This is a genomic window from Streptomyces sp. NPDC028907 (assembly GCF_055564995.1).
On sequence record NZ_JBVHVE010000002.1, the window covers coordinates 959,471 to 980,210 of the forward strand.

The 20,740-nt window shown below is 69.0% G+C and carries 12 protein-coding genes; 4 read left to right on the forward strand and 8 right to left on the reverse strand.

Annotated features, from left to right (window positions below):
* Positions 1-116: 116 nt before the first annotated feature.
* From ACZ4UU_RS08885 to eccCa, 8 genes are all read right to left on the reverse strand, one after another.
* Positions 117-1,622, reverse strand: coding sequence for an ATP-binding protein (locus ACZ4UU_RS08885; RefSeq protein WP_468037806.1), 1,506 nt, complete (start codon positions 1,620-1,622; stop codon positions 117-119).
* Between the two features lie 81 nt (positions 1,623-1,703).
* Complete coding sequence (locus tag ACZ4UU_RS08890) at positions 1,704-2,009, reverse strand: hypothetical protein (RefSeq protein ID WP_468037808.1); 306 nt, start codon at positions 2,007-2,009, stop codon at positions 1,704-1,706.
* A gap of 45 nt (positions 2,010-2,054) precedes the next feature.
* On the reverse strand, positions 2,055-2,849 hold the full coding sequence (locus ACZ4UU_RS08895) for an immunity 49 family protein (RefSeq protein WP_468037810.1): 795 nt from the start codon (positions 2,847-2,849) through the stop codon (positions 2,055-2,057).
* A gap of 100 nt (positions 2,850-2,949) precedes the next feature.
* Positions 2,950-3,639 (reverse strand): immunity 49 family protein, encoded by a 690-nt coding sequence (locus tag ACZ4UU_RS08900; protein ID WP_468037812.1) that lies wholly within the window; start codon positions 3,637-3,639, stop codon positions 2,950-2,952.
* Positions 3,640-3,781: 142 nt separating this feature from the next.
* On the reverse strand, positions 3,782-9,406 hold the full coding sequence (locus ACZ4UU_RS08905) for a toxin glutamine deamidase domain-containing protein (RefSeq protein ID WP_468037814.1): 5,625 nt from the start codon (positions 9,404-9,406) through the stop codon (positions 3,782-3,784).
* Between the two features lie 271 nt (positions 9,407-9,677).
* Positions 9,678-10,004 (reverse strand): DUF397 domain-containing protein, encoded by a 327-nt coding sequence (locus tag ACZ4UU_RS08910; RefSeq protein WP_468037816.1) that lies wholly within the window; start codon positions 10,002-10,004, stop codon positions 9,678-9,680.
* A gap of 115 nt (positions 10,005-10,119) precedes the next feature.
* Entirely contained in the window at positions 10,120-10,506 is a 387-nt protein-coding gene (locus tag ACZ4UU_RS08915) for a hypothetical protein (RefSeq protein WP_468037818.1), read from the reverse strand.
* Positions 10,507-10,650: 144 nt separating this feature from the next.
* Positions 10,651-14,592, reverse strand: coding sequence for a type VII secretion protein EccCa (eccCa, locus tag ACZ4UU_RS08920; RefSeq protein WP_468037820.1), 3,942 nt, complete (start codon positions 14,590-14,592; stop codon positions 10,651-10,653).
* Between the two features lie 277 nt (positions 14,593-14,869).
* Between eccCa and eccD the strand changes: the two genes are divergently transcribed.
* The 4 genes from eccD (at position 14,870) to ACZ4UU_RS08940 (ending at position 20,738) form a co-directional block, all read left to right on the forward strand.
* Positions 14,870-16,327: a type VII secretion integral membrane protein EccD gene (gene eccD / locus ACZ4UU_RS08925; protein ID WP_468037822.1), complete on the forward strand. Its 1,458-nt coding sequence runs from the start codon at positions 14,870-14,872 to the stop codon at positions 16,325-16,327.
* A gap of 193 nt (positions 16,328-16,520) precedes the next feature.
* On the forward strand, positions 16,521-16,808 hold the full coding sequence (rpsO, locus tag ACZ4UU_RS08930; RefSeq protein WP_015657483.1) for a 30S ribosomal protein S15: 288 nt from the start codon (positions 16,521-16,523) through the stop codon (positions 16,806-16,808).
* 334 nt (positions 16,809-17,142) lie between these two features.
* Positions 17,143-19,362 carry a polyribonucleotide nucleotidyltransferase gene (locus ACZ4UU_RS08935; RefSeq protein WP_468037824.1) on the forward strand — a complete coding sequence of 740 codons (2,220 nt, stop codon included), beginning with the start codon at positions 17,143-17,145 and terminating at the stop codon, positions 19,360-19,362.
* On the forward strand, positions 19,359-20,738 hold the full coding sequence (locus ACZ4UU_RS08940) for a M16 family metallopeptidase (RefSeq protein WP_468037826.1): 1,380 nt from the start codon (positions 19,359-19,361) through the stop codon (positions 20,736-20,738). The genes ACZ4UU_RS08935 and ACZ4UU_RS08940 overlap by 4 nt, the downstream gene beginning before the upstream one ends.
* Positions 20,739-20,740: the final 2 nt, after the last annotated feature.

The window sequence follows — 20,740 nt, forward strand, 5'->3', positions numbered from 1 at the left end:
ACACGCACCAGCGGGTCAGGCCCCCCGGGCTGGATTCCGTACGGCGCGATGGCCCGCCTCGGTCGGGTGGTTGGGGACGGTGACGGTCACCGGCGTCCTGGGCGCCGCGGACCGACTCACACGGTCTGTCGGGGCAGGTCGAGGCCGAGCCGGTGCCGGATGGCCTCGGCGTACTCGGGCAGACCGTCCTCGACGAACGCCTTCTCCAGAAGGGCGGCGCGCCGGATGACGGGTGCCTGGGTGCGGGTCAGCAGGGGGGCCGTACGAAGGTACGTACGGGCCGGTGCGCCGAGTTCTTCGATCGGTACGACCTCGACGGCGGCGCGCAGCGGCACCGGATCGGCATGGACGAACAACCCGGGGTCCGTGAGGAGTTGGGGCAGCAGTCCCGCCTCGAGGGTGTGGCTCGCGATGTAGTCGCGGACGTAGGGATCCGCCTTGCTCCAGTCCTGCTCCGGGACGGCATCCAGAAGCGCCATCGCGATGTGGGTCTGGGCGGCGCGTACGTTCGGCAGGCCGGCGCGGATCTCGCTGCCGATGGCCGGATGGAGCAGCCGGACAAGCGTGCGCCCGCCGCCTGCCGCGTCCCTGTCGGGCTGAAGCGACTCGACGAACGGCTCCGACAACGCACCACTGCTCTCGATGATCTCGCTCATATCTTTGCCCGCAAGGGCGCTGACGAGCCGCGCCCAGAGGCCGACAGGCAGACCGTCACCTTCCGCCAGGGCCAAGGGCGCCAGAAGGAGCCGCAGGGTCTGCGGGTCCGCTCCGAGGCGACGGGCGTGCAGGTCGACTGCCTGGCCGACGGACGAGGGGAGGTAGGCCTCGTCGTGCGTGGCTACGACGCCGACGCCCCCACCCGTCAGGACGCTGCGCACGGCGAGTTCCACGGTCAATGGATTGGCCCCGGCCCGGCGCCCGATCGCCTCGGCCAGAGTCCGTCGCGTCGCCGCGTCGGTGGTGAACGGCAGCTCCGGAGCGCCGAGTCGTGGGTCGAGCAGCGCCTCGGCCTGACGCACCAGGCCCTCAGGGTCGGCCCACTGCGGTGCGTCGAGATCGATCACCTGGACGGTGCCGGCCGGGAGGCCGGCTGCGAACTCGTCCGCGAGCCGGCGAGGCATCTCGGTGAGCAGGCGGACGGTCTCGACGGCGGCGAGCGGCTTGAGTACCTCACGCAGGAGTCGGTCCGGTTCACCCGCAGGACGCACCGGTCCTGCCCGGTCGACGTCCGGAACGACCACGGTCACGGGGCCCGAGAGGCAGGCCAGCTCGCTGAACACGTCCGACACCTCGTCGGCCACGAGGCCGAGATGATCGGCGAGAAGCCAGATCACCTGGGTCGCGGTCAACCCGGCCGCTCCCGGTACGGCGGGTGCGGGCAGGTCGGGTGGCACGGTCGACGGGTCCAGGTCGGCCAAGGGGAGCCGCTTGCGGTACTCCGGGTCGCAGAGCATCAGGAACCCGGTGATCAGATGCGAGCGACCGCTACCCGGATCTCCGGTCAGGACCAGGACGCGCGGGGTGCCGGGCCACTCCATCCGCCAGGCGGCGAGGGCACGCAGCACTGCCGTGCGGCCGCCAATGTAGGGATGCGGTGCGTAGCCATCGGTGGTGCCGGCCATGGGTATCAGTCCTGGTTGGAGTGGTGGGCGGTCAGGGGAGAGCGGTCTCGTGAGGGCGGCCTGGGCTGGGCCTTCCCGGCGTCAGGTGTTCTGTGTGAGGTTCTTGCGATACAGGGCGATGGCCTGCTCGGTCGGATAGTTGGGGACCGTGACGGTCTCGCCGGTCTCCTTCGACACCACGATCTTGGCGCCGCCGGGTGGGGCGGGCTGCGGTCGGCCGGAGGCGTCGACGCTGGGTGGGAAGACGGCGTAGACCAGGTAGCCGATGTCGAACTCGTGGACGTTGAGCTCGGCGGGCGTGCCGTCGGGGAGCTTGGGCTGGGCGTAACGCGCGCGGACGATCTGGACGGCTTCGTCCGGGGTGGTGGGTGGCGTTTCGGGAGCCATGGGTCTCCTGTTCGCTGTTCGGGCTGTGGTCGGCTGGTGCGTTGGCTAAGTGGGGAACTCGCCGTACCAGCTGCCGTCGAGGAGGCATTCGGGCAGGTATGGGGAGTCGACGTCGATGGTGAAGCCGGAGTCCCGGGCGAGGCAGGCGATGGCGAGGGGGCCGAGGGCGATGAGTCCGTCGGAGTCGCGGGCTCGTTCCTCGTCGCGGGTCCAGTAGCCCTTGTGCCATTCGACGGTCTTGGCCAGTTCGGTGTTGAAGCGGTCCTGGTCGCCGCGTACCAGTTGAGTGAGGAGGTTCATGGGCGGGTACATGAGGTTCAGTACGGCGCTGCGTGTGGCGGGGCGGAGCACCTCGGGGTCGGTGGCGTCCACGGCGGCGAGGAGTTTGTCGCCGAGTTCCGGCTGCCTGAGCCAGTACGCCTGAAGTGCTTCGACCCAGAGGTACATGTACTCCTCGAAGCCGCCGGCTTCGCGCAGCAGGGAGACGGGTACCTGGCAGAGGTCGTTCGTACGTTGCCGCTCGCGGCAGACGCAGGCCAGCCAGAACGCCGTGAGCCAGTTCCCCGCGTCGGCCCAGGGCCCGGTGCCGGAACGGAAGACGTGCTTCTCGTGGCCGACCTCGCATTCGACTGTGGGTGTCGTGGCGCGGGCGGCGACGAAGAGGGCGTGGCCGATCTGCATCGCGGTGACACAGGCTTCCCAGGTCTCCACCTTGTCGGCCTCGGGATCCCCCGAGCAGCGCCTGTCGAGGGCGGTGGTCGCCGAGCTCAGGGCCATCCCGAACCACTCGGGGTTCTCCTTGAGGTCCTCGAGTTCACCGTCCAGCCTTCGTGCGAGCACCTTCAGCACCTGAGGCAAAGCGCCCGTGGGGAATTCATGACGTGGAACCTGCATAGCCCTCCTGCCCTCCTCATTGCTTTCCGGGGGTGTGACTGGGGGGCTATGTGGGGAATTCGTTGATCCAGGCTCCTTCGAGGAGGTGCTTGGGCAGGTACTCGGATTCGACGGTGATGGTGAAGCCGGCCTGAACGGCGAGGCAGGACACGGCCAGTGGGCCGAGTGCCACGAGGCCTTCCGTGTCGAGGGCGCGGTCCTCGTCGCGGGTCCAGTAGTCCTTGTGCCATTCCAGGGCTTTGGCCAGTTCGGTGTTGAACTTGTTCTGGTCGCCGCGGGCGAGCTGGGTGAGGAGGTTCATGGGGGGATACATGATCTGGAGGACGCCGTCGCGTGGGGCGTGTCGTAGGGCGGCTGGGTCGGTTTTCTCCACCGCGGTCACGAGCTTGTCGCCGAATTCGGGGCGCTTGAGCCAGTAGGCCTGTAGTGCTTCCACCCAGTCGTAGATGTATTCGTCGAGGACTCCGTCGGCTTGCCGGAGTTTCGAGGTGGGGAATTGGCAGAGTTCGGTCATGCGCTTCTTCTCGCGGCAGATGCAGGCGAGCCAGAAGGCGTTGAGCCAGTTTCCGGCGTGGGCGCGGGGCAGGGCGCCGGCGCGGATGGTGTGCATCTTGTGACCGATGCGGTACTCGATGCTGCCGGTCGTGGCCTGGGCGGATGCGAAGAGGGCGGAGCCGACCTGCATGGCGGTGACACAGGCCTCCCACGTCTCCAGCTTGTCGGCCTCGGGGTCCACGACACAGCGTCGGCCGAGAAGATTGATGGCGGAAGCCAGAATGTTCGAGAACCACGACGGTTGGTCCCGTAGGTCTTCAACGTCCTCCCAGAAGTCCCTCGTACGGGTTTCAAGAATCCTCAGGACATTTCGCGTCGGGAATTCATGTCGCGGAATCTGCATGGCGTTCCTTTTCTTCTTCCGTTCTGATGTCGAACTGCTTCATCTCGTACCCCTGGTGCTCGCCTGCAGTGGAGGCGTTTCCCTTGACGAGTATGTACTTGACCCGCGACGGGTTCGCGTTCAGGGCCTTCCTGAGCTCGCGGGCCAGCTTCCGCTCGCCCTCTGCGGCCTCAAACTCGGCGTCGGTCGTGGCCTTGTCCTCGTTGCGGTCTGCGCGGTTCTCCATCTCCTGCAAGATCGTTTCAAAGTATGCGCGAGTCCCCTGCCGGACCTTCGGTACGCCTGGGCTCGGCTTGTCCTGGCCCGCCTCATCCCCACTCTGCCCGCCGTCACCCTGCGTCTGGCTGGGGTTGCCCGATGAGGCGGCCTGGTCGGAGCCTTGATCCGGTGCGATACCTCGTCGTTGGCCCAGCTCGGCGTTCGTGGAGCCCTTGGCTTCCACGACGACGAACTCGGGTGGGTTCTTGCCGGGATCTATCCAGACCTGGTCGAACCGGTTGTTGCCCATGGCCCGATCGTCGACGCGGTTGTAGTCCTCGAAATGCTGGGGCATCACGTGGAACTCGGCGACGGCCTCGCCATAGTCCTCGCTCGCCCGCGTCATCTTGCCGTGGAGGGGACTGTGTTTCGCGTCGGCTTCCTGGAACCTCTTCAGGTTCTCGGGAGTTTTGTTCTTCTCGTACGCTTCCTTGGCCGCTTGCCGGTCCACGTGCGGCTGCCGGTCCGCGTTGATGGCGTCCTGGCGGGCCTTGGCGTATTTGTCGAGCTCCTCCAGGTTCTTCTTGGAGATCTCCTCTTCGCGTTTACCCTTGTGCTCGCCCGAGTCGATGTACGACTCCGGATCGGCATCCGGTGCGTCGTTGGCCAGCATCCAAGGAGCGTTGGGATCGCCGGTGGGATGCAACTGGGGGACAGGACGGCCGTCCTCGGCAGGGGCTGTCACGCTCTGGCGGTAGCCGCTCTTCGGGTAGTAGTACTTCTCGAACCAGGCCTTGTCCTTCGGATCCTTCGAATTGGCCCGCGCGAGCATGTCCAGATCGCGCTGCCGACGGCTCGCCACGTCGTCGTTCGAAGAATTGCCTGCCGGATCCGCCGGACCGGAGGACCGCTCGGGACTCGCCGACGGGGATGCCTGCTGCGGGTTTTCGGAGGCGATGTCGCCGTACAGCGGCTTCTTCCCGTTGACGGATTCCTTCACGTAGTTGGCGGCGTCGGCGTTCTTGCCGTCCGGCAGGCTCTCGCGGGCGGGGACCGCGGAGTCCTCGTTCATGCCGCTCGGGCGGTCGCGATGGCCGTCCGCCGGCGGCTGGTCGGCGGGTTCAGGCCGGGGCTGGTCCGGCGTCTCGGACGGGACCTTGTGCGGGTTCTCCGACCGCGGATCACCGGCGTGATCGGTGCGCGTCTCGTCCGGCCGCTGTGTGGTGTCCGGCCGCCGGCTGTCGGGTCGCCCGTCGGCCTCCGGCCTGTTCTGCGTGGGGGTGTCCCGAGGCGAGTCGGACGTACGGGGCTCGGACGTGCGGGGGTCGGTGGCCCGGGGGTCAGGAACGCGAGGATCAGACGTGCGCGGGTCCGTGGTGCGAGGGTCAGCGGTGCGTGGGTCGGTGGCCCGGGGGTCCCCGTTCTCCTGGTGCGGGGTCGTTGTACGCGGGTCCGAGGGTGTGGTGTTCTGCTGAGGTGTGTCCCGGTCGGTCTTGGGATCGTTCGGGTCGTCCGTCGCGGTTCGGGCAGGACGCGTGCTGTCGTCCGACGTGCCGTCGTCGGATGTGGTGTCGGTGGACGATTGCCGGTTTTCCGTGGGGGAGTCGGCGCGCGTCCCCTCGTCCGGGCGTGACTGCTGATCCGGGGTGTCCGGTGTCCCCGGGGACGGCTCGTGGCCGTCGGGTGTGCCATCCGGCTCGGACGAGTTCGGGTCGGCCGTCGACGGCTGCGCGGAGTCCGCGTTGTCCGATGCCTCTGGGGACGGTGGGACCGCCGGCTGGGGGGATTCGGTTGTCGTGTCGCTGCCGTCGCCCTGCGTCGGGGTGTCGTCCGACGCGTCGTCCTGCGGGTTCTGGGTGTTCTCCGGTTGCCCGTCCTTCTCGGAGTTCTCCGGCTGGGCCGCGTCGTCGTTCTGGTTCTCGGAGTCCTTGGAGCCTTCGGTGTCCTCGGAATCCTTGTCGTCCGACTTGCTGGTGTCGATGGGGTTGCGGTCGGCGTCCAGCGGGATGTGCCAGACGTGCTTGGCCTGGTCGATGTGGAGTGGCTGCTCGCTGACCTGTCCGCTCTGGGTGTCGATCCAGACGATCTTGCCGTTGTGGTTGACGACGTTGAAGGCGTGGCCGCCGCCACCGGGCCAGTCGACCTGGACGATGGCCGCCGAGCCGGGTCCGGCCTGCTGGAGGGTGGAGGCGATGTTGTTGGCGGTGTTGGGGTCGCCACCGGGTCCGGCATAGGTGTGGGCGGCGCCGGTCCAGCGGATCTGGTTGGCGTTCGCGTTGTCCTCGGGGGTGAACGGGTTGTGCTTGCCGTTCTCGTCGAGGTCGACTGTTCGCGGGGCGGAGACCTGGGGGTTGCCGTACCAGGTCTCCAGGAACGAGCGGGAGCAGTCGGCACAGTTGTTGCTGCGTCCCGGGACCGTGTTGCCGCCGTCGTTCTGGAGCTGGGTGTAGGGGCCGAAGGGGTCGGGGAAGCGCTGCGGGGTGCCGTCCTCGTTGTGCGGGACGGCGTCGGCCAGTGCCTGCTGGTCGGCGGGGTCGGGCTGGGACAGGCCGCCCGGCTGGTGGTCCAGGTCGGAGCGGATGTCGTCGAGGCTGTCCTGCTGGGGTTGGCTCTGGTTGTTGGGGGTGGCCTGGGGCGAGCCCGGGTTCTGGGGCGTGGGGTCCGCGTGTGACGGTGACGTCGAGGGACCCGGGGTCGTGACGACCGTGTGGATCGGGACTGCCGTCACTTGCTGTTGCTGGTGCTGTCGATCCCGGTCGTCCCGGTCATCCCGTTCGGGTCGCGTGTTCTCCGCCTGGGGGGACTGCGCGGCGGGTTGTTGCGGAGTGTTCGGCTTCGGGGTCGGGTTCGGGTTCGGCGGAGTGTTGGGTGTGTTGCCCGCAGGCTGGTGTGGCCGGGGCGGGGTGGTGCCGGGGTCGGCGCTCGGCTGGTTCGGAGCGCCGGGCGTGTGGGCGCGGCCTGGCTGTGTCGACGGGTTCTGGTTGTTGCCCGGGGTCGAGGCTCGGTCGGACCCGTTGTTGGAGGAGTTGGCGGGTGTCGTCGTCGGCGTGCCGGTGGTAGCGGACGGTGTCCTGGATGGCGACGACTGCGCCGGGCTCTGGTTCGGAGTGGTCTGACTCGGGGTCTGGCTCCCCGGCGAGTGCGTGGTCGGGCTCGGGTTCTGGCCGGGTGTACGGGTGCCGGTCGAGTCCGCGTTGTTACGCGACGGGGTGCGGTCGCCCGGTGTGGTGCTGGTGTTGTCCCGGTTCGGCGTGCGGTCGCCCGGTGTGGTGCCCGGCGTGTCGCGGGACGGAGTCCGGTCGCCGGGCGTGGTGCCAGGCGTACTCCGAGGCGGCGTGCGGTCTCCTGGCGTCGTACCAGGAGTGGTCTGGCTCGGATTGCTCTGGTTCGGCACGCGATTATCCGGCGTACCGGGAGTCCGACCGTCGGCGCCGGACGTACGGGGATCCGGCGTCTGCGACGGCGTCGTCCGTGGCGTCGTCGAGGGCGTGGTGGAGCTCGGCGTGGAGGCAGGCCCGGTCCCTGTGGCGGGCGCGGTGGTCCCCGGCGTCGGGGCAGGCGTACTCCGGGGCGTCGTAGGTGACGTTGGGCTTGCCGTGGAGGCGGGCCCGGATCCCGTGGCGGGCGCGGTGGTCCCCGGCGTCTGCGACGGCGTCGTCCGTGGCGTCGTCGAGGGCGTGGTGGAGCTCGGAGTGGAGGCAGGCCCGGATCCCGTGGCGGACGCGGTGGCCCCCGGCGTCGAGGCAGGCGTACTCCGAGGCGTCGCAGGTGACGTAGGGCTCGGAGTGGAGGCAGGCCCTGTCCCCGTGGCGGAGGGCGTGCCAGGTGTGCCGGCGGAAGGGTTCCTCGCCGGGCCGGAGTTGGTATTCGGGCTGGTCGGGCTCGTAGCGGACGGACTGCCGCCAGAGCCGCCCGGGCTGTGGTGCCCACCCCCCGGAACCGCACCCCCCGTGGAAGGCGCCGTGGGCGACGTAGGCATGCCCGACCCGCCACCGTCCGACCGGCCCCCGGAACCGGCGGGAGACGAGTCCGCCGTAGGCGTCGGCGCCGCGTTGGACTGCGTGGGCGCGCTGGCGGCCAGCCCGTCGATCTGGGTGCCGATCGAGCCGCCTCCCGGCGAGGACGACGTACCGCCGGACGACGAGGCCGTGGGCGCGGACTGCGGGCTCGGGGACGACAGGCCCGATACGGGGGAGCCGCCGCCGGAGTGCGAAGGACCGGACGTGCTCGGAGTGCTGGACGAGCCGTTGGAGTCGGAGCCGTTGGACGAGGGCCCGCTGGGTGAGGGGTCGTCGAAGTCCGACAGGGACGACGCCGGCGATTGCGTCGGCCTTGCGTACGGGCTGTCCGAGGAGGACGGACTCCCGGAGTCGGACCCCGGACCGGAGCCGGAGTCGGAGCCCGCGCCGATGTTGGGGGCGGGGATGTCGTTGCCGCCCGTGTCGGCGGAAATGCCGCTGCCTATGTTCGCGCCGGGGATGTTGCCGTTGCTCGAACGTGTCGAGGTGCTGGAGTCCGAGTCCGAGGAAGTCGAACCGGAGGACGAGGAGTCGGACGAAGAGGAGTCGGACGAAGAGGAGTTGGAACTCTCCGACCCGCTGCTGGAGTCGCTACCGGTGTCACCCCCCGGAAAGTCCGACCCCGACGGCCCGTCGTACCCGTCGATGCGGCTGTCGATCGCGTGCCGGGCGCGGCTGCCGGCCTTCTGGCCGAGGCTGTCGCGCACGCCCTCGGCGAAGGTCTGCGGGCTCTGCCTGAGGGCGTCCAGGCCTGCCTCGCCGCCGGCCTTGAGGGTGGCGCCGACGTCGTAGCCCTCCTGGGCGCCGAAGCCGACGTTGACGGTCTGGCGGATGAGGTCGGTGATGATCGCCTCGATCGCCGAGATCGCGGGTTCCTTCATCGTCTCGATGATCGCCTCGATCAGGGCTTGTTTGAGCTCGTCGAGGAGGCGTCGGACGATGAGGCGGGCGGCCTGGGTGGCGCCCATTCCCGCTACCGAGGACAGACCGAAGGTGAAGGGCGCGGCGGCAGCGGCGGCGGCGATCTGGATGGCCAGTGCGATGAGCTGGGCGATGACCGCCCACTTGGCGAACTCGACGAGGTAGGCGCAGGCCTCCAGCACGTTCGCGATGAGGAACGCGGCCTCGGCGGCGCTGCGCAGGTAGCCGTCGTTGCCGCCGCCACCGTCGAACTTCTCGTACGTCTTGGTGAACTTGTCGATCGACTCACCGGCGTTGTGCGCGGTGACCTGGCGGGCGGCGCCGTTCGCCGTGGTGTGGAGCTCGTTGACCTTCTCGCCGAACTCGCGCCACACGGCGGCGCAGTCTCTGAGCTTGTCCTCGTTCGCCGTGGGCCACTTGTAGCCCAGCATCTCGAGGACCCACTCGAGCTCGTCCGGCAACATCATCGCCACAGCGGAAAGCACCCCCGTCAGACTTCACGGCCGTACACATCCCTCACCAGCCAAGGGAAATCACACTGGAGTACAGCCGTCCGCAAAGCTTACGGAATCACCTGCCGGTGACTTCAGGGGTTTGCTGTCACAAGTCCGTTGCAGGCCGCCGAGGTTGTTCGGAGGCGTGGGCGCCGGTTTCTGAGAGAGCGGCCGCCGCCCGCTGCCATGGCCGGCGGCCGTAAGACCCTCTACGCGGATTCCACGGGGAATACGCGGACTCGCCCTACTCCGCCCCCACCCCACCATTGTGCGGCGCCGGCTCCAGATCGAACTCCCCGTCCCGCGCCCCCAGCACGAACGCCCGCCACTCCGCCTCGGTGTACCGCAGCACGGTGTCGGGATCCAGGGACGACCGCATGGCCACGGCCCCCTCCGGCAGATACGCGATCTCGACGCGCTCCTCGTGCTCCTCGGTGCCGGGCGCGCAGTGCCACTCGACCCCCGAGATGTCGAGGGCGTACAGCTCGTCCCGCTCCCGCTCCTTGCGCGCCTTGGTGTCCTCGGCCTGAGTCCCGACCTCGATGTTCTGTGGCTCGGTAGCCTCGGTCATGCTGCTGGGCCTCTTCCTGACGTGCGTACGAAGTGTGTGTCTCACCCTACTGGCGCGAGTGACCTGTCACACGTCCGTCGCGGATCACGGCCGTCGGGCAGGCCGCAGTCGCGGATCAGTTGGTCGACCGGGCTTGCAGAGTGCCCTGTGCGACCCCCGGCGGAACCTCCACCTGACCGTCGTACTCGGCCATCGTCTTCTTCCAGATGTCGTTCTGCGCGGCCTCGTTCTGCTCGTGGGCCACGCCCATCCGGGCCAGGGCGGCTCCCATGCCGGCGATCCGCTCCGCCAGGCTGCCCATCGAGTCGTACATGCCGTCGCGCAGGCCCTCGTAGACGACGCCGAACTTCTCGCCGATGTCGTCGTCACCCCACGGCGGGGTGTCACCCTTCTCCAGGGCGGTCAGGCCGGTCGTCAGCTTGTGCACGGCCTTGGAGAACTCCACACCTGCGTTGAACATGTGGAATCCCTCGGTCTTCAGTACCTCAGGATCGGAGTCCATGTAGTCCGACGGCACAACTGCCCCCCGTGGCTCGTCATTTCTGTCGTGGCTCCACCTTAACGGCGCGCCCACCGGCAACGAAGAGGGGCGGCACCCTCGCGGGTACCGCCCCTCCTGCTCGACCGACCGTTCCTCGGGTACCGGTCAGAACCGGTTCGGCAGCCACCCCGTCTGGATCAGCTGCCCACCGCGACGGCGCGTGTGGAAGTACCCACGGCCGGGCGGCAGTTGCGTCGCCGTGATGTTGCCGAGCAGCGCGCCCTCGGCCCGGTCGCCGGAGAGCACGATGCCTTGGGCGCCGAGCTCGCGCATCCGCTGCATCACCGGCTCGTACAGCGACCGGCTCGCACCGCCGGAGGCACGCGCGATGATGACGCGCAGACCGATGTCACGGGCGAACGGCAGGTACTCCAGCAGCGGGGCCAGCGGGTTCACGCCGGTCGCCACCAGGTCGTAGTCGTCGACGATGACGAACGCGTCCGGGCTGCTGTACCAACTGCGGTTGCGCAGCTGCTCGGGCGTGACGTCCGGGCCGGGCATCCGGCGGTGCATCGAGCCGGCGAGGCCCTCCAGCGTCTCCGTCAGAGCCGGCGCCGAGGCGCAGTACCGCGACAGGTGCGAGTCGGGCACCCCCTCCAGGTGGGCGCGCCGGTAGTCACCCATGACGATCTTCGCCTGGTCCGGCGTGTAGCGCTCGGTGATCTGCTTGACGAGCAGCCGCAGCATCGCGGACTTACCGGACTCGCTCTCACCGAACACGATGAACAGCGGGTCCGTCTCGAAGTCGACGAAGACCGGCGACAGCGACGACTCGTCGATGCCGATGGCCAGACCGCGCTCCGGGTGCTCGAAGCCCTTGGGCAGCCGGTCCGCCGGCATCATCGTGGGCAGCAGGCGTACGGCCGGAGCGTGCTGGCCCTGCCAGTTGTCGTTGATGCCGCGGATGAGGATCGACGTCGCCTCGGACAGGTCGTCCGTCTCCGAGGAGCCGTCGACGCGCGGCAGCGCCGCCATGAAGTGCAGCTTGTCCTGCGTCAGACCACGGCCCGGGACGGTCGCGGGGACGTTCTGCGCGACCTTGCGGTCGACCTCCGACTCCGTCGGGTCACCGAGCCGCAGCTCGATACGGTTCTGCAGCATGTCCTTGAGCGCGGGCCGCACTTCGGTGTAGCGGCTCGCCGTGAGGATCACGTGCACACCGAAGCCGAGGCCACGCGTGGCGATCTCGGTGACGGTGGCCTCGAGCATCTCGTAGTCCGTCTTGAACGTGGCCCAGCCGTCGACGACGAGGAACACGTCACCCCAGGGCTGGTCCGGCAGCTGGCCGGAGTTCCGGCGCTGACGGTACGTCTGGACCGAGTCGACGTTGTTCGCGCGGAAGTACTCCTCGCGCGCGTTCAGGATGCCTTCGACCTCGCTGACCGTACGGCGCACCTTCTCGGCGTCGAGACGGTTCGCGACCCCGCCGACGTGCGCCAGCTCCTCCATCGAGATCAGACCGCCACCACCGAAGTCCAGGCAGTAGAACTGCACCTCGGACGGCGTGTGGGTGAGCGCGAACGACGAGATGAGCGTGCGCAGCAGCGTCGACTTGCCGGACTGCGGACCACCGACGAACAGACCGTGACCGGCACCGCCGGAGAAGTCCCGGTACAGCACGTCACGCCGCTGCTCGAACGGCTTGTCCACCAGGCCGACCGGTACGTTGAGCCGGCCGAGCGCCGTGTAGTCGGGCGCGGTGAGGCCGCGCTCCGGGCTGACGGCGAGCTGGGGGAGGAGCTGCTCCAGCGAGGGCGCCTCCTCCAGCGGGGGCAGCCACACCTGGTGGGCGGGCGGACCCTGGTTGATCATCCGGCCGACGAGGACGTCCAGCACGGTGTCGGCGAGCGCGTCGTCCACCCGGTTGTCGGGCTCCGGCTCCTCGATCACCGGCTGCGGCGGCAGCGCCACCTGCTCCGCCGTGAACACCGCCGGACGCAGCTGCGTCGAGCGGCTCACCCGGGAGGGGCCCTCGCCGTGGTACGGCCCCGACACGTACGCCGCCTTGAAGCGGACCATGGTGTCGGTGTCGTAGCGCAGATAACCGGAACCGGGGATCGACGGCAGGTGGTAGGCGTCCGGGACACCGATCGCCGTACGGGACTCGGCGGCGGAGAAGGTCCGCAGACCGATGCGGTACGAGAGATAGGTGTCCAGACCGCGCAGCTTGCCCTCTTCGAGGCGCTGCGAGGCCAGCAGCAGGTGGACGCCCAGCGATCGGCCGATACGGCCGATCTGGATGAACATGTCGATGAAGTCCGGCTTGGCGGTGAGGAGTTCGGAGAACTCGTCGAGCACGATCACCAGCGAGGCCATCGGCTCCAGCGCGGCACCCGCGGCCCGGGCCTTCTCGTAGTCGTGCAGGTTGGCGTAGTTGCCCGCCGAGCGCAGCAGTTCCTGACGGCGCTGCGTCTCACCCATGATCGAGTCACGCATACGGTCGACGAGGGTGAGGTCGTCCGCGAGGTTGGTGATGACGGCCGCGGTGTGCGGCATGTCCGCCATGCCCGCGAAGGTCGCGCCACCCTTGAAGTCCGCGAGGATGAAGTTCAGCGTCTCCGAGGAGTGCGTCACCGCGAGACCCAGCACCAGCGTACGCAGCACCTCGGACTTACCGGAACCGGTGGCGCCGACGCACAGGCCGTGCGGGCCCATGCCCTCCTGCGAGGCCTCCTTGAGGTCCAGCATGACCGGCTCGCCGTTCTCGCCGACGCCGATCGGCACCCGCAGCCGCTCGTGCAGCGTGCGCGGCCGCCAGGTGCGCGAGACGTCGACCGTGCCCGCGTCGCCGATGCCCATGAGGTCCGTGAAGTCCAGGTTGGACAGAAGGGGTTCGCCCTCCTCGGCGGAGCCGACCCGGAAGGGAGCGAGCTGGCGCGCCAGGGACTCGGCCTGCGCCGGGTTCAGCACATCCGGCTTGCCGGTGTACGCGGACTCGTGGCCGACGAACAGGCGCATACGGTCCGGCTTCACATAGGCCGTCAGACCGGCCCGCAGCTCCTCCTCCAGTTCACCGGGGGCGATCTCCAGGAAGGTGACGCCCTGGAGGCCCTCGGTGCCGGCGAGCTCGGAGTCCGGCGGCACGGTGCCGCCGTCGAGGACGACGATCAGGTGCGGCTGGTCGTAGACGGGAGTCGCCTCACGGTTCCAGCGGGGCCGATCGCCCAACTGGTCCGCGAGTGCCTCCTCCAGCTCACCGAGGTCGTCGAAGAGGAGCCGGGTCGAACCCGCTCCGTCCTTGGCCTTCGGATGCTGGCTGTGCGGCAGCCACTTGATCCAGTCCCAGTCCGCCGTGGCGGAGGGGTGCGCCACCACGGCGATCATCAGGTCCTCGGGCGAGTGCAGCGTGGCCAGCTGCGACAGGGTCGCGCGGGCGTTGCCGTAGACCGTGTCGGTCTCACCGCAGATCGTCACGTGGTAGAAGGCACGCAGCGAGATGGAGACCGGCAGGTCGTGCAGACTGCCGTGCGCGTCGAGGAACGCCTTCATGGCCGCCGCGGTCAGCGGCTCCAGCTCGTCCTTGGGCGCCGTCTCCGGGGCGACCAGCGGGGTGTTCAGCTGCTGCGTACCGCGGCCGATCCGTACGGACGCGAAGTCCGCGTCGTTCGGGCGCCGCTCCCACAGCCGCTTGCCGTCCGCCGCCACCGCCCACAACTGCTCCGGGTCGGGGTGCTGGAACAACTGGCTGCGCCGCTGCAGCTCCGCCGTCTTGTGCACGTCCTTGCGGACCTGCTCCAGATAACGGAAATAGTCACGCCGGTCCTGGGCCATGCCCGCCCCCGGGCCCTGCCGGGCCTTGGCGAACTGGGCGACCATCATGGCCACCGTCGAGGCCAGCATGAGGCCGCCGACGACCTTCATGTAGGACTGGCCGGCTGTGAAGAAGAAGGCGACGGAACCCAGCATGCCCATCATGGGCAGCATGTTCATCAGCATGCTGTCGTCGCCCTCGCGCGGAATCTCGGGCGGCGTCTCGAGTTTGACCTCGCCGTCCGGGACGGCCGGTGGCACTGTCCGCGGTGGTCGTTTGATGATGACGACGCTCACCGATGCACTCATCCTTCGCGATTGATACGTGATACGTCCTTGGCACCGACGCCCCCGTGTACCGCGACGTGTTCTCGTTCGCGTAGGCGTCGTTCGCGTAGGCGTCGATCCTACTGATGCGTGACGTGCCCGAGTGAGGCAGGCGGATGGAGATGCGGAGCAGGTCCTGGGAGGAATGGGGGAGGTAGGTCCTGCGGCCGGTACCGCAACGGATATGGTGGCGCTCCGCGTCGTACGAGCGGCGCGAGGAAGCCTTGTCTAGCAGGGGGAACACCAGGTGAGCACGGGGACTTCGACAGGTTTCTGCCGAATCACCATCGCAGCGCCGGACAGCCGAGTCGATGTGGCGCTGCCCGAGGACCTGCCGATCCAGGACCTCTTTCCTGAGATCATCAGGCTGTCGGGCCTGGTCCAGTCGGATACGAGTCCTTCCGGTTACCACCTTGTGACCCGCGAGGGTCAAGTACTCGACGCGAGCCGCTCGTTGCTCGAGCACCGGGTCAGGGACGGCGAGGTGCTGCTGCTGCGCACGTTCGCCGACTCGCTGCCGCCGGCCGTGCACGACGACGTCGTGGACGCGATCGCCGCCGCGGTGAAGCAGGACACCCGCAGCTGGAACGACAACCTGATGCGCGTCGCCGGCCTCGTCGCCGGATCGCTGCTGCTGGTCATGCTCGGCTTCGTCTTCTGGTTCGCGGACCCGATCCGGCACGACATGCACGGCCTCCAGGGCATCCTCGCCGGCGTGACCGCGCTCGCGCTGACGGCTCTCGCCGGCGTACGGGCCCGGGTGTACGACGACCGGGGCTCCGCCGTCGCACTCGGCATCTCGGCACTGCCGCACGCGCTCATCGCCGGCTCCGGCGCCCTTCCGCAGGACGCGGGCGAAGGCCCCGGACGGATCCAGTTCCTCGTCGGCTGTGTCGCCGTACTGCTGTGCTCCGTCGTACTGATCATGCTGCTGCCGCAGGGCGACGCCCCGTTCGTGGCCGCCGCACTCGCCTCCGCCATCGGCACGCTCGCCGTGTTCTGCGGTGTCCTCACCGAGGCCGAGCCGCGCGAGATCGCCGCCGGTACCTCGGTCGTCGCCCTCGCGGTCGTCGGCTTCCTGCCCGGCTGGTCGTCCCGCTTCGCCAAGCTGCCGATCGGCTTCCGCAACCCCGAGGACCTCGCCCGGGCCCGTCGTGAAGGCCGCGAGGGCGACCTCGAGGCCGTCGACGTCCAGCGCATCGTCGCCCAGACCAGCCGCGGCCACGAACTGCTCCTCGGCCTGGTCGGCGGATGCGCCGCCGTCATCATCGGCGCCGGCGGGGCGGTACTCGGCTTCAGCGACAACGGCTGGGCCCAGCTGCTCGCCCTGTGCACCGGCCTCGCCGCGATGCTGCGGGCCCGCCTGTTCCGCTACACCGCGCAGGTCACCTGCCTGTTCGTGGCCGGTGTCGTCACCCTCGCCCTGCTGGTCCTCGGCCTCGCGATCTCGCCCCCGGCCGACATCATCATGGAGCTGCTCCAGAACAACTCCGGCCCGGTCAACGTACGGACCCTGTGGCTCGGTGCCTCGGTCGGCGTCGGTGTGCTGCTGCTCATCGCCATCGCCCTGATCGTCCCGCAGAAGGGCCTCTCCCCCTTCTGGGGCCGCATGCTGGACCTCGCCGACTCGCTGGTCCTGCTCTCCCTGGTCCCGATCTGCCTGGCCGTCCTGGACATCTACGCCAAGGTCCGCGGCGGTCTCTGACCAGCGCCGCCGGGACCGTCCGTCAAGGGCGCGCCCATGTGCTGGTACGCTGTGTGACGGCCGTTTGTGTACGCGCCCCCGGGTTTTCCTGGGGGACGCGCCCAGCGGATCCCCGCCTCCCGAGTAACGGAAGCTCCCCCGAGACACAGACCGGGGGCACTCGGTGGCCATTCAAAGACTACGAGGAGTACGCGTGCCGCTCGACGCCGCTACGAAGAAGCAGATCATCTCCGAGTTCGGCCAGAAGGAGGGCGACACCGGCTCCCCCGAGGTCCAGGTCGCCATGCTTTCGCGCCGGATCTCGGACCTGACCGAGCACCTCAAGACCCACAAGCACGACCACCACTCCCGTCGTGGTCTGCTGATCCTGGTCGGTCAGCGTCGCCGCCTTCTCCAGTACCTGGCGAAGAAGGACATCCAGCGCTTCCGTGCGCTGGTCGACCGCCTCGGCATCCGCCGCGGTGCGGCGGGCGCGAAGTAAGACGCCGTGAGGGGAGCGGTTCCCGGAGAGATCGGGAGCCGCTCCTTTTGCTGTACGTACGGAACGTCAACCGTGCGTGCGGAAACATGCGGAGTGTCACACACGCTTTGTAGTGTGGTAGCACAACGCAATACGGACGACACAGCACGACAAGAAGAGGAGAAGCGCGCCTAGCCGCCGCCGGTCCTCGGTAGTGGCCCCCGGGGGGAAAGTGAGCCCCGGGTGCTTCGATCGAAGACCGGCCCGCACCGCACGGAGCGCTTCTCCGCCACCGTCCCCCTGCCACACGGGCAGCGACGGGACAAAAGACGACAAAGTAACGGAGAAAACGCTAGTGGAGAACGAGACCCACTACGCCGAGGCCGTCATCGACAACGGCTCCTTCGGCACCCGCACCATCCGCTTCGAGACGGGCCGCCTGGCCAAGCAGGCCGCCGGCTCCGCCGTGGCGTACCTGGACGACGACACCATGGTGCTGTCGGCCACCACCGCCTCCAAGAACCCCAAGGACCAGCTCGACTTCTTCCCCCTGACGGTGGACGTCGAGGAGCGGATGTACGCCGCCGGCAAGATCCCCGGCAGCTTCTTCCGCCGTGAGGGCCGTCCCTCCGAGGACGCGATCCTCACCTGCCGCCTCATCGACCGCCCGCTGCGCCCGTCCTTCAAGAAGGGCCTGCGCAACGAGATCCAGGTCGTCGCCACGATCATGGCGCTCAACCCCGACCACCTGTACGACGTCGTGGCGATCAACGCCGCCTCCGCGTCCACCCAGCTGGCCGGCCTGCCCTTCTCCGGCCCGATCGGCGGCGTCCGCGTCGCGCTGATCAACGGCCAGTGGGTGGCCTTCCCGACGCACTCCGAGCTCGAGGACGCCGTCTTCGACATGGTCGTCGCGGGCCGTGTCCTGGAGGACGGCGACGTCGCGATCATGATGGTCGAGGCCGAGGCCACCGAGGGGACCATCAAGCTGGTCCAGGGTGGCGCCGAGGCCCCGACCGAGGAGGTCGTCGCCGCCGGTCTGGACGCCGCGAAGCCCTTCATCAAGGTGCTCTGCAAGGCCCAGTCGGACCTCGCCGCCAAGGCCGCCAAGCCGACCGGCGAGTTCCCGATCTTCCTCGACTACCAGGACGACGTCCTGGAGGCGCTCACCGCCGCCGTCAAGCCGGAGCTCGCCTCCGCGCTGACCATCGCGGGCAAGCAGGAGCGCGAGTCCGAGCTGGACCGCGTCAAGGCGCTCGCCGCCGAGAAGCTCCTGCCGGAGTTCGAGGGCCGCGAGAAGGAGATCTCCGCCGCGTACCGCTCGCTGACCAAGACCCTGGTCCGTGAGCGCGTCATCAAGGAGAAGAAGCGCATCGACGGCCGCGGTGTCACCGACATCCGCACCCTGGCCGCCGAGGTCGAGGCCATCCCGCGCGTGCACGGCTCCGCGGTGTTCGAGCGTGGCGAGACCCAGATCCTGGGCGTCACCACCCTGAACATGCTCCGCATGGAGCAGCAGCTGGACACCCTCTCCCCGGTGACCCGCAAGCGCTACATGCACAACTACAACTTCCCGCCGTACTCCACCGGCGAGACCGGCCGCGTCGGCTCCCCGAAGCGCCGCGAGATCGGCCACGGCGCCCTCGCCGAGCGCGCCCTGGTGCCGGTCCTGCCGACGCGCGAGGAGTTCCCCTACGCGATCCGCCAGGTCTCCGAGGCGCTGAGCTCCAACGGCTCGACGTCCATGGGCTCGGTCTGCGCCTCCACCATGTCGCTGCTGAACGCCGGTGTGCCGCTGAAGGCCCCCGTCGCCGGTATCGCCATGGGCCTGATCTCCCAGGAGATCGAGGGCGAGACGCACTACGTCACCCTCACCGACATCCTCGGTGCGGAGGACGCCTTCGGCGACATGGACTTCAAGGTCGCCGGCACCAAGGAGTTCGTGACCGCCCTCCAGCTCGACACCAAGCTGGACGGCATCCCGGCCTCCGTCCTGGCCGCCGCCCTGAAGCAGGCCCGTGACGCCCGCCTCCACATCCTCGACGTGATGATGGAAGCGATCGACACGCCGGACGAGATGTCCCCGAACGCCCCGCGGATCATCACCGTCAAGATCCCCGTGGACAAGATCGGTGAGGTCATCGGCCCCAAGGGCAAGATGATCAACCAGATCCAGGAGGACACCGGCGCCGACATCACGATCGAGGACGACGGCACGATCTACATCGGCGCGGTCGACGGACCGTCCGCCGAGGCCGCCCGCACCACGATCAACGGCATCGCCAACCCGACCATGCCGGAGGTCGGCGAGCGCTACCTGGGCACGGTCGTGAAGACGACCACCTTCGGCGCGTTCGTCTCGCTGCTCCCGGGCAAGGACGGTCTGCTGCACATCTCGCAGATCCGCAAGCTGGCCGGCGGCAAGCGCGTGGAGAACGTCGAGGACGTGCTCGGCGTGGGCGCCAAGGTCCAGGTCGAGATCGCCGAGATCGACTCGCGCGGCAAGCTCTCGCTCGTCCCCGTGATCGAGGGCGAAGAGGCTGAGGACGACAAGAAGGACGACACCGACAAGTGACGTCGAGTAGCTCCACGGTGACGGCCCGCACCTCTTCGGAGGCGCGGGCCGTCGCCCGTACCCAAACCCTGATCAAGGGCGAGAACGGCATCGGCACGGTCCGCAAGACCACCCTCCCGGGCGGCCTGCGCATCGTCACCGAGATCCTGCCGTCCGTCCGCTCCGCGACCTTCGGCATCTGGGCGCATGTCGGCTCCCGTGACGAGACGCCGGCCCTGAACGGTGCCACGCACTACCTGGAGCACCTGCTTTTCAAGGGCACCACCCGCCGCTCCGCCCTGGACATCTCCTCCGCCGTCGACGCCGTCGGCGGCGAGATGAACGCGTTCACGGCGAAGGAGTACACGTGCTACTACGCGCGCGTGCTCGACGCCGACCTGCCGCTCGCCATAGACGTCGTCTGCGACATGCTGACGGGCTCCCTCATCCTCGAAGAGGACGTCAACGTCGAGCGGGGCGCGATCCTCGAAGAGATCGCCATGACCGAGGACGACCCGGGCGACTGCGTGCACGACCTGTTCGCGCACACCATGTTCGGCGACAACCCCCTCGGCCGCCCGGTCCTCGGCACGGTCGACACGGTCAACGCCCTCACCGCCGACCGCATCCGCCGCTTCTACAAGAAGCACTACGACCCGACCCACCTGGTTGTGGCGGCCGCGGGCAACATCGACCACAACAAGGTCGTACGACAGGTCCGCGCGGCCTTCGAGAAGGCCGGCGCCTTCAAGAACGGTGACGCGGCGCCCATCGCCCCGCGCGATGGACGGCGCACCATCCGCGCCGCCGGCCGGGTCGAGCTGATCGGCCGCAAGACCGAGCAGGCCCATGTCGTCCTCGGCATGCCCGGCCTGTCCCGCACGGACGACCGCCGCTGGGCGCTCGGGGTCCTCAACACGGCGCTGGGCGGCGGCATGTCGTCCCGCCTCTTCCAGGAGGTCCGCGAGAAGCGCGGCCTGGCCTACAGCGTCTACTCGTACACCTCGGGCTTCGCCGACTGCGGCCTGTTCGGCGTGTACGCGGGCTGCCGGCCGTCGCAGGTCCACGACGTGCTGAAGATCTGCCGCGACGAACTGGACCACGTCGCCCAGCACGGCCTGTCCGACGACGAGATCGGCCGCGCCATCGGACAGCTCCGGGGCTCCACGGTCCTCGGTCTGGAGGACACCGGCGCCCTGATGAACCGCATCGGTAAGAGCGAGCTGTGCTGGGGCGAGCAGATGTCCGTCGACGACATGCTGGCCCGGATCGCCGAGGTGACCCCGGACGACGTCCGCTCGGTCGCCCGCGAGGTCCTCGGACAGCGGCCCTCGCTGTCGGTCATCGGCCCACTGAAGGACAAGCAGGCGTCCCGGCTGCACGACGCCGTCGCCTGACC

Excerpts from the sequence above, each read along its gene's own strand:
- ACZ4UU_RS08885 (WP_468037806.1), bottom strand. The coding sequence starts at position 1,622 with ATGGCCGGCACCACCGATGGCTACGCACCGCATCCCTACATTGGCGGC.
- ACZ4UU_RS08890 (WP_468037808.1), bottom strand. The coding sequence starts at position 2,009 with ATGGCTCCCGAAACGCCACCCACCACCCCGGACGAAGCCGTCCAGATC.
- ACZ4UU_RS08905 (WP_468037814.1), bottom strand. The coding sequence starts at position 9,406 with ATGATGTTGCCGGACGAGCTCGAGTGGGTCCTCGAGATGCTGGGCTAC.
- ACZ4UU_RS08910 (WP_468037816.1), bottom strand. The coding sequence starts at position 10,004 with ATGACCGAGGCTACCGAGCCACAGAACATCGAGGTCGGGACTCAGGCC.
- ACZ4UU_RS08915 (WP_468037818.1), bottom strand. The coding sequence starts at position 10,506 with ATGGACTCCGATCCTGAGGTACTGAAGACCGAGGGATTCCACATGTTC.